We start from the raw sequence: 13,025 nt of genomic DNA, 5'->3' as shown, positions 1-13,025 counted from the left end.
CCGGCGGGCGGGGCGGGGCGGGCCCCGGTCGGGGCCCGCCCCGCCCCGTCACTGCTCGCCCAGCGTGACCTCGGCGGTCCGTTCGTCGCCGTCGCGGGTGTAGGTCACCTTCGCCCGGTCGCCCGGCCGCATCGGCGCCAGCGCCTCGGCCAGCGAGGTGATCGTGGTGATGTCCGTGTCACCCAGCCGGACGACGACGTCCCCGGGCCGCAGCCCCGCCTTGTCGGCGGCCCCGCCGTCACTCACCTCGACGACGGCCACGCCCGCGGGCCGGTAGCCGTCGTCGACGACCGTACGGGCGGTGATGCCGAGCGCCGCCCGGCCCGAGTCGGTCACCCGGCCGTCCTCGATGATCTGGCCGGCGACCGTCCGCACCATCGACGCCGGGATCGCGAACCCGATGCCGGGCGCCGCGCTGTCGCCGAGGCCCGGGTCGGTCGCCGCCAGCGTCGGAATGCCGATGACCTGTCCGTCGAGGTTCACCAGGGCGCCTCCGCTGTTGCCGGGGTTGATGGCCGCGGAGGTCTGCACCATGTTGCCGATCGTCGCGCCCGTACCGCCCCCGCCGCTGCCCTCGGTGACGGTCCGTCCGGTCGCCGACACGATGCCCTGCGTCACGCTGGAGGACAGCCCGAGCGGCGAGCCCATCGCCAGTACGATCTGCCCGACGTCCACCTTCGAGGAGTCGCCGAAGCGGGCCGCCTTCATGCCGTCGGGCACCCTCTCCAGCCTGATGACGGCGAGGTCCTGCTCGGGGTAGGAGGAGACGAGCTCGGCGGCGAGGGCTTCCTCGTTGCGGGCGGTCGTCACCCGGAAGCTCCTGTTCTCCCCGACGACGTGCGCGTTGGTGACGACGTGCCCCTTGTCGTCGTACACGACCCCCGAGCCCAGGGAGTCGCCCGCCTGGATCTGCACGACCGACGGGAGCACGTCCTTGATCACCCGCTCGTAGTCGGCCTGCAGGTCGTTGGCCGCGAGCGGTGCGGCGGCCTGTGCCGCCTCGCCCTCCCGCCCGCTCCGCGCCTGCGGGCCGGAGCCGGTGTCGGAGCAGCCGGCGACGAGCAGCAGGGAGCAGGCCAGCGCGGCGCCGGGGCAGAGCAGCCGCGGCAGCACACGGGTACGGCGGGTACGGCAGACACGACGGGCACGGGAAGCATCCATGCCCCGAGTCTCACCGCGCGCCACGACCCCGGCTCCCGGTGAACACCCGAACGGGCGCCGCGCGCCGCTACCCCCGCACCCCGCACAGGTGCAGCAGCGCCGCGACCCCGCGGTACGGGTCGGTCCGGCCGGCCCGCATCTCGGCGGCCAGCAGGAGCTCGAGGTCGTCCGGGACCGGGGCGTCGTCGGGTGCCGCGTCCGTGAAGACGCGGACGCCGTACCAGGTGTGCAGCGGGGCGCCGATGCTCGCGAGTTTCGCCGTCAGCGGCGCCAGCCGGTCCGCGCGGACGTCGAGGCCCAGGTGGTTGCGGTAGATGGTGGTGTCGAAGGCCGCCAGCGCGCCGGCCCACCCACCGTGCAGGGCCGGGCGCATGGCGAGCGCGTCGCCGTTGCGGACCAGGAGCGACAGCAGCCCGCCCGGCGCGAGCATCCGGGCCAGCCCCGCGAGCAGCGGGTCGGGCTCCTCGACGTACATGAGCACGCCGTGGCACAGCACCACGTCGAAGCTGCCCGGCAGGAAGTGCACGCCGGTGTCCCGGCCGTCGCCCTCGATGATCCGCATCCGCTCCCGGATGCCCTCGGGCTGGCCGGCGAGGGCGTCGCGCGCCGCGGCGATCATGGTGGCGTCCCGCTCCAGACCGGTCACCTGGTGCCCGGCCCGGGCCAGCCGCAGCGCCTGCGTGCCCTGCCCCATGCCCACGTCGAGCACCCGCAGCCGCTTGCCGACCGGGAAGCGCCCGGCTACCTGCTCGTCCAGCTGCCGGGCCACCAGCTCCTGCCGTACGACGTCGCGCAGACCGCCCAGCCTGTTCAGCCAGGCATCCGCCGCGCCCCCGGCGAACGGCGTCGTGCTCAGGGCCGCTCCCCGCGCTTGATTTGGGGCTTGGGCAGCCGGAGCCGACGCATCTGGAGGGAGCGCATCAGCGCGTAGGCGACCGCGCCGCGCCTGCGGTCGTCGGGGAAGCGCTCGGCGAGGCGCTTCTTCAGCCGGAAGCCGGTGACGATCGAGTCCAGCACGATCGCGACGATCACGACCAGCCACAGCAGCAGCGCGACGTTCTGCAGGGCGGGCACCTGGATCATGCTCAGCACGAGGATGATCACGGCCATCGGCAGGAAGTACTCCGCGATGTTGAACCGCGAGTCGACGAAGTCGCGCGCGAACTTGCGGACCGGGCCCTTGTCACGGGCCGGCAGGTACCGCTCGTCGCCCTTCGCCAGCGCCTCACGCTGTCGGGCCATCGCGGTCCGGCGCTCCTCGCGCTGGCGCTTGGCGGCGTCCTTGCGCGTCATCGGAGTGTTGGCGACGCTGCGGCGCTGGGACTGGGCCGCACTGCGCTTGGGCGTCGGCCTTCCCTTGGGCGCCTGCGGGTCACGGGGCTGATTGGAGTCGGTCACCGGCGTCTTGACGAGGCTCGGTGCCTTCTCTTCCTTGGCACGGCTACGGAACACAAAACCCAAGGGTACGGGGTCTCGGGGTGTGGACCCCAGTCCGGTGGGGAACGATCCGGCAACGCCGGTCGTCTGTAAGTGGACAGAGGGGACGTTGCGTACGCCCTCGGGCACCGGATCATTCCGGACAACCCGGGGACCACCTACTCCCTACGCCGGACCAGGAGCGTACGCAGTCGTCCTTGGGGATGAGCGCATCCGTCCCCGAACAGTGCGGTAATGGACGCAGGGCCCGTACTGTGGGTTCTGTCGCAGGTGCTGGAGCTGGAGTCGGTCAGAAGGGGGCGCGCGAAGCCCATGAGCGGTGTCATGAAGCGTATGGGGATGATCTTCCGCGCGAAGGCCAACAAGGCCCTTGACCGGGCCGAGGACCCGCGCGAGACCCTCGATTACTCGTACCAGAAACAGCTGGAGCTGCTGCAGAAGGTGCGCCGCGGTGTCGCCGACGTGGCGACCAGCCGCAAGCGCCTGGAGCTTCAGCTCAACCAGCTCCAGTCCCAGTCGTCCAAGCTGGAGGACCAGGGCCGCAAGGCGCTGGCGCTGGGCCGCGAGGACCTGGCCCGCGAGGCGCTCTCCCGGCGCGCCGCGCTCCAGCAGCAGGTCACCGACCTGGAGACGCAGCACGCCACGCTCCAGGGCGAGGAGGAGAAGCTCACCCTGGCGGCCCAGCGCCTCCAGGCCAAGGTGGACGCCTTCCGCACGAAGAAGGAGACCATCAAGGCCACCTACACGGCGGCCCAGGCGCAGACCCGTATCGGCGAGGCCTTCTCCGGCATCTCCGAGGAGATGGGCGACGTCGGCCTGGCCATCCAGCGGGCCGAGGACAAGACCGCCCAGCTCCAGGCCCGGGCCGGCGCCATCGACGAACTGCTCGCCTCCGGCGCCCTGGACGACCAGTCCGGCATGCACAAGGACGACATCCAGGCCGAGCTGGACCGGCTCTCGGGTGGTACGGATGTAGAGCTGGAACTGCAGCGCATGAAGGCCGAGCTGTCCGGGGGCAGCACCTCCGACCGGCAGGCCATCGAGGGCGGCCAGGGCGAGGGCCAGGCGCAGTCCCAGCAGCAGCCGCAGGACACTCCGCGCTTCGACAAGCAGTAGCCCACGCCTAGGAGGGCGACATGATCGTACGGATCATGGGGGAGGGCCAGCTGACGCTGGCCGACGGCCGCCTGGCCGAGCTGAACAAGCTGGACGACGAGCTCCAGGCCGAGATGGAGAACGGCGACGGCCCCGGCTTCCGCGCGACCCTCCAGGCCCTCCTGGCCAAGGTCCGCGAGCTGGGCGAGCCCGTTCCGGACGACTTCCTGGAGCCGTCCGACCTCATCCTGCCGTCCCCGGACGCCACTCTGGAGGAGGTCCAGGAACTCCTGAGCGACGACGGCCTCATCCCGGGCGGGACGTGAATCCCGGCAGCCTGTCTCCCGGGCGGTACGTTCCTTCAGCCGGTCCGGCGCCTGAGGCCGAGGCCGTTCGGGCCGACGCGGGGGTCCGGGGACGCGGCCCCCGGCCGACGCCCGCTGAACGCGGTCCCCGTCATAAGACACGCCCAGTCCGGCTACCGTGAATCGCCGTGAGCACCCTCGCCCGCGCCCGCTGCACCATCGGCGCCCACCCCTACGCCCTGGACACGGCCATCGCGGCCGCCGTCCTGGTGTGCATGGTCGCCGGCTCCTTCGTGGACCCGCACGGTCCCGAGGGTGTCAGCTGGGCCCTGCGCACCCCCGACGTGCTCAGCCTGGCCCTCATGGCCGTCGGCGCCGCCGCCCTCGTCTTCCGCCGCCGCGCCCCCTTGGTGGTCCTCGCGGTCACCGGCGGTGTCGCCATCGTCGAGGGCGTCACCGGTGAGCCCCGCGCGCCCGTCGTCATGTCCGCCGTCGTCGCCCTCTTCACCGTCGCCGCCTCCACCGACCGTCCCACCACCTGGCGGGTCGGCCTGCTCACCATGACGGTGCTCACCGGCGCCGCCATGCTCGCCGGGTCCCTGCCCTGGTACGCGCAGGAGAACCTCGCCGTCTTCGCCTGGACCGGCATCGGCGCCAGCGCCGGGGACGCCGTCCGCAGCCGGCGTGCCTTCGTCCAGGCCATCCGGGACCGGGCCGAGAAGGCCGAGCGCACCCGGGAGGAGGAGGCCCGCCGCCGCGTCGCCGAGGAGCGGCTGCGCATCGCCCGCGACCTGCACGACGTGGTCGCCCACCACATCGCCCTGGTCAACGTCCAGGCCGGGGTCGCCGCCCACGTCATGGACAAACGGCCCGACCAGGCCAAGGAGGCCCTGGCCCACGTACGGGAGGCCAGCCGCTCCGCGCTGGGCGAGCTGCGCGCCACCGTCGGTCTGCTCCGTCAGTCCGACGACCCGGAGGCACCGACCGAACCCGCCCCCGGCCTGGACCGCCTCGAGGAACTCGTCGCCACCTTCCACCACGCCGGGCTGCACGTCGAGGTGGCCCGTACCGACCAGGGCACCGACCGGCCCACCGCCGTCGACCTGGCCGCCTACCGCATCATCCAGGAGGCGCTGACCAACGTGCAGAAGCACGCCGGGACGCGGGCGAAGGCCGAGGTCAGCATCGTCCGGGTGGGACCGAACATCGAGGTCACCGTGCTCGACGACGGCGGCGGCGAGGCCGACGCCCCGGCCGGGGCCCCCGGTGCCTTTGCCAGGACCGCCGACATCTCCGCCCGAGCCGTCACCGGCGGAGGGGGGCACGGCCTGCTCGGCATGCGCGAGCGCGTCACCGCCGTGCGCGGCACCCTCACCACCGGTCCCCGCTACGGAGGCGGTTTCCGGGTCCATGCGATCCTTCCGGTCAGGAACCGCACCGACGCCGCGAAGGGCCCCGTATGACGATCCGTGTCCTGCTCGCCGACGACCAGGCGTTGCTGCGCAGCGCCTTCCGGGTCCTGGTCGACTCCGAGCCCGACATGGAGGTGGTGGGGGAGGCGTCCGACGGCGCGGAGGCGGCCCGGCTGGCCGCCGAACAGCGGGCCGACGTCGTGCTGATGGACATCCGGATGCCCGGCACCGACGGCCTCGCCGCCACCCGCCTGATCAGCGCCGACCCGGCCCTCGCCCATGTCCGCGTGGTCATCCTGACCACCTTCGAGGTCGACGACTACGTGGTGCAGTCGCTGCGCGCGGGCGCCTCCGGATTCCTCGGCAAGGGCTCCGAACCCGAGGAACTGCTCGCCGCCATCCGTGTCGCGGCCGGCGGCGAGGCGCTGCTGTCCCCGGTCGCCACCAAAGGGCTGATCGCCCGCTTCCTCGCCCAGGACGGAACGGCCGGCGAGGACCGCGACCCCGCCCGCGCCGAGCGGCTGGAGACGCTGACCGTGCGCGAGCGCGAGGTGCTGGTCCAGGTCGCCGGCGGGCACTCCAACGACGAGATAGCCGAGCGGCTGGAGGTCAGCCCGCTCACCGTCAAGACCCATGTCAACCGGGCCATGTCCAAGCTGGGTGCCCGCGACCGGGCCCAGCTGGTCGTCGTCGCCTACGAATCCGGGCTGGTACGTCCAAGGGTGGAGTGACCCCGGCCCGGGTGTACTGCGGCGGGAGTAGGCGCCGGATAAGGAAATGGACCTGGGGCCTAGGGAATCGGGGTCACCCATGGCCCAGGGTGTGGGGTGGGCGCTCACGTGTGGCGTCCGCGTGTGGCGCCGTATGTGCCCCGTCCCCTGCTCGGCCACAGAAGAGAGACCCTGATCCATGTCCTGGCTGTCGAGATTCAGCCTCGCGCAACGGGCCCTGATAGGGCTGATGTCGATCGTCGCGCTCGTTTTCGGGGCGATAGCGATCCCCCAGCTCAAGCAGCAGCTGCTGCCCACCATCGAACTGCCCATGGTCTCCGTGCTGGCGCCTTACCAGGGCGCCTCGCCGGACGTGGTCGAGAAGCAGGTCGTCGAACCGATCGAGGACAGCCTCGAAGCCGTCGACGGCATCTCGGGCATCACCTCGACGGCCAGTGAGGGCACCGCCGTCATCATGGCGTCCTTCGACTACGGCCCGGACACCCAGCAGCTCGTCGCCGACGTCCAGCAGGCCGTCAACCGGGCCGGCGCCCAGCTTCCGGACGACGTGGACCCGCAGGTCATCTCCGGGTCGACGGACGACATCCCGACCGTCGTCCTCGCCGTCACCTCGGACAAGGACCAGCAGGCGCTGGCCGACCAGCTCGACAAGACGGTCGTCTCCGAGCTGAAGGACATCGACGGGGTCGCCCAGGTCGTGATCGACGGCGTCCGGGACGTCCAGGTCACCGTCACGCCCGACCCGGCGAAGCTGGCCAGGGCGGGCGTGGCCCCGCAGGCCCTCGCCCAGTCCCTGCAGGCCGGCGGCGCGACCGTCCCCGCCGGCTCCTTCGACGAGGAGGGCGCCAACCGCACCGTCCAGGTCGGCGGCGGCTACACCTCGCTGAAGCAGATCCAGGACCTCATGGTCACCGGCGAGGGCGTCGACAAGCCGGTCCGCCTCGGTGACGTCGCCACCGTCGAGGAGGAGGAGGCCAAGGCCACCTCCCTCACTCGTACCGACGGCAAGCCGTCCCTCGCCGTCGCCGTGACGATGGACCACGAGGGCAGCGCGGTAGCGATCTCCGACGCCGTCGAGGACAAGCTGCCCGAACTGCGCGAGCAGCTCGGCTCCGGCGCGACGCTCACCGTCGTCAGCGACCAGGGCCCGGCGGTGTCCAAGGCCATCAAGGGCCTGACCACCGAGGGCGGCCTCGGTCTGGTCTTCGCCGTCCTGGTCATCCTGGTCTTCCTGACGTCGATCCGCTCCACCCTGGTCACCGCGGTCTCCATCCCGCTGTCGGTGGTGCTCGCCCTGATCGTCCTGTGGACCCGCGACCTGTCGCTGAACATGCTGACGCTGGGCGCCCTGACCATCTCCATCGGCCGGGTCGTCGACGACTCGATCGTGGTCCTGGAGAACATCAAGCGGCACCTCGGCTACGGCGAGGAGCGCCGGGAGGCCATCCTCAAGGCGGTCCGCGAGGTCGCCGGAGCGGTCACCTCCGCCACGCTCACCACGGTGGCCGTGTTCCTGCCGATCGGCCTGGTCGGCGGCATGGTCGGCGAGCTGTTCGGCTCCTTCAGCCTGACCGTGACCGCCGCGCTGCTGGCCTCCCTGCTGGTGTCGCTGACGGTCGTCCCGGTGCTGTCGTACTGGTTCCTGCGTCCGCCGAAGAACACCCCCGACGACGCGGCCGAGGCCCGCCGGCTGGCCGAGGAGAAGGAGGCCAAGAGCCGCCTCCAGCGCCTCTACGTCTCCGTCCTGGGCTTCGCCACCCGGCGCCGTCTGTCCAGCCTGGCCATCGCCGTCGTCGTGCTCATCGGCACGTTCGCCATGGCGCCGCTGCTGAAGACGAACTTCTTCGACCAGGGCGACCAGAAGGTCCTGAGCATCAGCCAGGAGCTGGAGCCGGGCACCAGCCTCGCGGCGACGGACGCCCAGGCCAAGAAGGTCGAGAAGCTGCTCGGCGAGACCGACGGCGTCAAGGACTACCAGGTCACCATCGGCTCGTCCGGCTTCATGGCCGCCTTCGGCGGCGGCACGGACACCAACCAGGCCACGTACCAGCTCATGCTGGAGGACTCGGCGTCCACCGAGGACGTCCAGGACCACATCGAGGACGGGCTCGCGAAGCTCGACGGCATCGGCACCACCACGGTCGGCGCCGGTGGCGGCTTCGGCAGCCAGGACCTGAGCGTCGTCGTCAAGGCGGCCGACGCGCAGGTGCTGCGTGAGGCCGCCGAGGAGGTCCGCAAGACGGTCGCCGGGCTCGACGACGTCACCGACGTGACCAGCGACCTGGCGCAGAGCGTGCCGCGCATCTCGGTCAAGGCCACCGCGAAGGCCGCCGAGGCCGGGTTCACCGACCAGACGCTCGGCGCGGCCGTCGCCCAGGCCGTACGCGGCACCCCGGCGGCCAAGGCGGTCCTGGAGGACACCGAGCGCGATGTCGTCATCAAGTCGGCCCAGCCGGCCGAGACGCTGGCCCAGCTGAAGGCCCTGAACCTGGGTCCGGCCAAGCTCGGCGACATCGCCACGGTCGAGCTGGTGGACGGTCCGGTGTCGATGACCCGCATCGACGGGCAGCGCTCGGCGACCGTCACGGCCAAGCCGACCGGCGACAACACCGGCGCGGTGGGCACGGAACTCCAGTCGGAGATCAACGGACTGGACCTGCCGGCCGGCGCCACCGCCGAGATCGGCGGCGTCACCGCCGACCAGGACGAGGCGTTCGTCAACCTGGGCCTGGCCATGCTCGCGGCGATCGCGATCGTGTTCATGCTGCTGGTCGGCACCTTCCGGTCGCTGGCCCAGCCGCTGATCCTGCTCGTGTCGATCCCGTTCGCGGCGACCGGCGCGATCGGCCTGCTGCTGGCGACGGGCACCCCGATGGGCGTCCCGGCGATGATCGGCATGCTGATGCTGATCGGCATCGTGGTCACCAACGCGATCGTGCTGATCGACCTGATCAACCAGTACCGCAAGCAGGGCTACGGTGTCGTCGAAGCGGTCGTCGAGGGCGGCCGGCACCGTCTGCGGCCCATCCTGATGACGGCCCTGGCGACGATCTTCGCTCTGCTCCCGATGGCGCTGGGCGTCACCGGCGAGGGCGGCTTCATCGCCCAGCCGCTGGCCGTGGTGGTGATCGGCGGTCTGATCACGTCGACCCTGCTGACCCTGCTGCTGGTCCCGACGCTCTACGCGATGCTGGAGCTGCGCAAGGAGCGGCGCGCGAAGAAGAAGGCGGCGAAGAAGGGCCTGCCCGTGCCGCCGGAGCCTTCGGAGGAACCGGAGCCGGCCCAGGTCTGACACCCGTCGGTACGGCGAAGGGGCGCTCCCGTGGAGTCATCACGGGGGCGCCCCTTCGCGTCGCGCGGGCGCGGCCGGAGCGCGGCCGAAGCGCGCTCAGAGAGCGCGGCCGGGCGTGCGGCCGCTCAGTGCTCGCACAGGGAGAACTCCCGCTCGTAGAGCTGTTCGTTGTGTTCGTCGACGAAGAACTTGCGCTCCCGCATGAGCTCTTCGCGGTAGCCCTCGGCCTCTTCGAGTGTCATGGTCGAGGTGTCGGCCCAGGGCTGCTGCGGTGGCACGTCGGAGGCCGAGACGATCCGCTCCGACGGGTCGACGAGGAAGAACGCGAGTATCTTGCGGTGACCCGGGCGGGTGGCGTCCGCGAGGCGGAAGTCACCGACGCGGTGCTGCAGGACGTTCGGGAAGGCCAGGCAGCGGCCCGCCGGGGTCGCCGCCGACCCCAGCACCTGGTTCAGCGAGTCCTCGTTCTCCAGGCCGTAGACCTCGCGCAGGCCGTTGTGGTCGTTCTGTTCGTAGCGCGGGTCGTCGAGCGCCGTCCGGAAGCTCAGCCTGCTCTCGGTGATGTTCTCGCTGTCCCAGTAGTAGATGCCGGTCGAGACGATCCGCTCGTTCAGCATCCCCTCGACATGCCAGGAACCGCCCGCGTACTCGGGCTTGTCCGGGGTGAGGTGGATGGTGGCGAGCTTGACGATGACCTGGAGCCGGCGGCCGCGCAGGTCGACCCGGGCGGACGGGTCGGGCGACTCGGGCGGGGTGAACTCGGGGGCGTCCGGGACGGCCGGGCGGCGGTTCTCCCACCAGTCGTCGCAGGCCTCTTCCCAGGCCTGGACCGCCTCTTCGTAGGCCTCTTCGTCGCTGAAGGAGGACTCGTCCGGTTCCTCCGGCTCCTCCGACTCGTCGTACCACCCGTAGGGATCGGCCTCGATCCGAAGGGGCCGCGGCCGGCGCAGGTCGGTGAGCACGTTCTCGAACAGCGGGCGCATGCGCGCGAACAGGTCCGGCAGGACGGAGGCCAGTTCGCCGTGGGCCTCGGGGTGGACGTTGTTGACGTACGAACGGAAGGTGACATCGCCGTCGTCACTGACGTCGACGTCCGTGGGCAGCCACTGGAACCTTTCCGAGAACTCGTACCGTGAGTAGCTGTTCGTCGGGTTCCGCCAGGCCCGCTCGGGTGCGCCGCTCGCCTCCCGCACCAGGCAGAACAGGGAGGGGTGGACCAGGTCCAGTACCTGGCCGTCGGATCCGGGATGCCAGTCCTTCTCCGCTTCGGGGACGTCTTCCAGGACCCGCACCGCCTCGCGCAGCCGGGACCGGAGCTTGTCGTCGACCAGTGTGTCCGACTGCCACACCCCGTCGACGGCGGACACCTCGACGCCGCTCTCCCCGTCCCGCAGCGCGGCGTAGTGCGCGAGCTCGGCGAGCACATGACGGACCTGTGCCTCGGTGAGCCCTTGGGCGACCGCTTCCCGCGTCCACCTGGCGACGATGCCGGGGTCGTGCATCTTGTCGGACCACCCCCGTTTCGACCGGAGGTGGGCGCTGCACCGCATCATCTCGAGTTCCCGCAGCGTTCGCGGTTTCACGGACGGCATGGAGTGGGACGCGTTGAAGGGCAGCGGGAAAGCAGACAGGCCGGTCAATGCTCTGGATCCTCCCAGTCGGAGTGCGGCGGCGGGAAGCCTACGGCAGCGGTCCGACACCGCGGCCGTGGGCTTCCCGCCCGCCTTCGCCGACCGGTTACGGCAGCGCCAGCATCCGTTCCAGCGCCAGCTTCGCGAACGCCTCGGTCTCCTTGTCGACCTCGATCCGGTTGACCAGGGTGCCCTCGGCGAGGGACTCCAGCGTCCAGACCAGGTGCGGCAGGTCGATGCGGTTCATGGTCGAGCAGAAGCAGACCGTCTTGTCGAGGAAGACGATCTCCTTGTCCTCGGCAGCGAAACGGTTCGCCAGCCGCCGGACCAGGTTCAGCTCGGTGCCGATGGCCCACTTGGAGCCGGCCGGGGCCGCCTCCAGGGCCTTGATGATGTACTCGGTCGAGCCGACGTAGTCCGCCGCGGCCACGACCTCGTGCCGGCACTCGGGGTGCACCAGGACGTTGACGCCCGGTATGCGCTCACGCACGTCGTTCACCGAGTCGAGGCTGAAGCGGCCGTGCACCGAGCAGTGACCCCGCCACAGGATCATCTTCGCGTCGCGCAGCTCCTCGGCGGTCAGCCCGCCGTTCGGCTTGTGCGGGTTGTAGAGGACGCAGTCCTCCAGGGACATGCCCATGTCCCGCACCGCGGTGTTGCGGCCGAGGTGCTGGTCGGGCAGGAACAGCACCTTCTCGCCCTGCTCGAAGGCCCAGTCCAGGGCGCGCTCGGCGTTGGACGACGTGCAGATCGTGCCGCCGTGCTTGCCCGTGAACGCCTTGATGTCGGCGGAGGAGTTCATGTACGAGACGGGCACGACCTGCTCGGCGATGCCGGCCTCGGTCAGCACGTCCCAGCACTCGGCGACCTGCTCGGCGGTCGCCATGTCCGCCATGGAGCAGCCGGCGGCCAGGTCGGGCAGGACCACCTTCTGGTCGTCGGAGGTCAGGATGTCGGCCGACTCCGCCATGAAGTGCACACCGCAGAAGACGATGTACTCCGCCTCCGGGCGCGCGGCCGCGTCCCGGGCCAGCTTGAAGGAGTCACCCGTGACGTCGGCGAACTGGATGACCTCGTCGCGCTGGTAGTGGTGACCGAGCACGAAGACCTTGTCCCCGAGCTTCTCCTTGGCCGCACGGGCGCGTGCGACCAGGTCCGGGTCGGAGGGCGAGGGCAGGTCTCCGGGGCACTCCACACCGCGCTCGCTCCTCGGATCGGCCTCGCGGCCGAGGAGCAGCAGGGCGAGGGGCGACGGCTGTACGTCGAGCTCCTGGGTTTGGGCGGTGGTCACGACACCTACCCTTTCTACTTTTCGTCGAACTGACGCTATATATCATAACCGGTTCACGTCAGTTTGACGATGCCCATAGTGTCGGTGTGACGTGAATCCCGGCGCCGGAGCCGCTGTCCGCTCCCCGGGGCGTGTGCGAGCATGAAGGGAAGGCCGAGGGGCAAGACACGGGTTGGACCCCGGAATGAATCCGCGGCCCGGCCGGTTGAAATCGTCGGCAAGCAGTCTCCGTACAACCCGGGAGAGATGTAGATGTCCGTATCGGACGAGACCACCACCGTCACCGACGGCATCATCGTGACCGACGCCGCCGCGGCCAAGGTCAAGGCCCTGCTCGACCAGGAAGGCCGTGACGACCTCGCGCTGCGCGTCGCCGTCCAGCCCGGCGGCTGCTCCGGCCTGCGCTACCAGCTCTTCTTCGACGAGCGCTCGCTCGACGGCGACGTGGTGAAGGACTTCGACGGCGTCAAGGTCACCACCGACCGCATGAGCGCCCCGTACCTGGGCGGCGCCACCATCGACTTCGTGGACACGATCGAGAAGCAGGGCTTCACCATCGACAACCCGAACGCGACGGGCTCCTGCGCCTGCGGCGACTCCTTCAGCTGAGCCGCGCGGCGGACACGCCACAGTCGTGACAAGAGGGCGGCGGCCCGGGGACCCCCCGGGC

General features: G+C 71.0%; 11 protein-coding genes. 6 read left to right on the top strand and 5 right to left on the bottom strand.

Annotated features, from left to right (window positions below):
* Positions 1–48: 48 nt before the first annotated feature.
* The 3 genes from QC283_RS39265 to QC283_RS39255 form a co-directional block, all read right to left on the bottom strand.
* The gene (locus QC283_RS39265; protein WP_279566584.1) at positions 49–1,161 is read right to left on the bottom strand and encodes a S1C family serine protease; all 1,113 of its coding nucleotides are present in this window, start codon (positions 1,159–1,161) and stop codon (positions 49–51) included.
* Positions 1,162–1,228: 67 nt separating this feature from the next.
* Complete coding sequence (locus QC283_RS39260; protein WP_279566583.1) at positions 1,229–1,930, bottom strand: class I SAM-dependent methyltransferase; 702 nt, start codon at positions 1,928–1,930, stop codon at positions 1,229–1,231.
* 83 nt (positions 1,931–2,013) lie between these two features.
* A complete protein-coding gene (locus QC283_RS39255) occupies positions 2,014–2,652 on the bottom strand; it encodes a DUF3043 domain-containing protein (protein ID WP_279566585.1) in 639 nt (212 codons plus the stop codon).
* 270 nt (positions 2,653–2,922) lie between these two features.
* Between QC283_RS39255 and QC283_RS39250 the strand changes: the two genes are divergently transcribed.
* The 5 genes from QC283_RS39250 to QC283_RS39230 all read left to right on the top strand — a co-directional run bounded on the left by QC283_RS39250 (position 2,923) and on the right by QC283_RS39230 (position 9,433).
* The gene (locus QC283_RS39250; RefSeq protein ID WP_279566582.1) at positions 2,923–3,714 is read left to right on the top strand and encodes a PspA/IM30 family protein; all 792 of its coding nucleotides are present in this window, start codon (positions 2,923–2,925) and stop codon (positions 3,712–3,714) included.
* Between the two features lie 20 nt (positions 3,715–3,734).
* Entirely contained in the window at positions 3,735–4,019 is a 285-nt protein-coding gene (pspAA, locus tag QC283_RS39245) for a PspA-associated protein PspAA (RefSeq protein ID WP_279566581.1), read from the top strand.
* A gap of 167 nt (positions 4,020–4,186) precedes the next feature.
* Positions 4,187–5,461: a sensor histidine kinase gene (locus tag QC283_RS39240; RefSeq protein ID WP_279566580.1), complete on the top strand. Its 1,275-nt coding sequence runs from the start codon at positions 4,187–4,189 to the stop codon at positions 5,459–5,461.
* Entirely contained in the window at positions 5,458–6,141 is a 684-nt protein-coding gene (locus tag QC283_RS39235; protein ID WP_279566579.1) for a response regulator transcription factor, read from the top strand. Before QC283_RS39240 ends, QC283_RS39235 begins: the two co-directional genes overlap by 4 nt.
* A gap of 178 nt (positions 6,142–6,319) precedes the next feature.
* Positions 6,320–9,433, top strand: coding sequence for an efflux RND transporter permease subunit (locus tag QC283_RS39230; RefSeq protein WP_279566578.1), 3,114 nt, complete (start codon positions 6,320–6,322; stop codon positions 9,431–9,433).
* 125 nt (positions 9,434–9,558) lie between these two features.
* Here QC283_RS39230 and QC283_RS39225 read toward each other — a convergent pair whose 3' ends face one another.
* Both QC283_RS39225 and nadA read right to left on the bottom strand, forming a co-directional pair.
* The gene (locus QC283_RS39225) at positions 9,559–11,073 is read right to left on the bottom strand and encodes a DUF4246 domain-containing protein (RefSeq protein WP_279566577.1); all 1,515 of its coding nucleotides are present in this window, start codon (positions 11,071–11,073) and stop codon (positions 9,559–9,561) included.
* Positions 11,074–11,170: 97 nt separating this feature from the next.
* The gene (nadA, locus tag QC283_RS39220; protein ID WP_279566576.1) at positions 11,171–12,355 is read right to left on the bottom strand and encodes a quinolinate synthase NadA; all 1,185 of its coding nucleotides are present in this window, start codon (positions 12,353–12,355) and stop codon (positions 11,171–11,173) included.
* Positions 12,356–12,607: 252 nt separating this feature from the next.
* On the opposite strand from nadA, the gene QC283_RS39215 reads away from it, so the two are divergent.
* The gene (locus tag QC283_RS39215; protein WP_279566575.1) at positions 12,608–12,964 is read left to right on the top strand and encodes an iron-sulfur cluster assembly accessory protein; all 357 of its coding nucleotides are present in this window, start codon (positions 12,608–12,610) and stop codon (positions 12,962–12,964) included.
* Positions 12,965–13,025: the final 61 nt, after the last annotated feature.

Origin of the sequence: Streptomyces sp. DH41 (assembly GCF_029813785.1) — a bacterium.
Taxonomy (GTDB): domain Bacteria; phylum Actinomycetota; class Actinomycetes; order Streptomycetales; family Streptomycetaceae; genus Streptomyces.
This window is presented reverse-complemented; position numbering and strand designations above follow the sequence as displayed.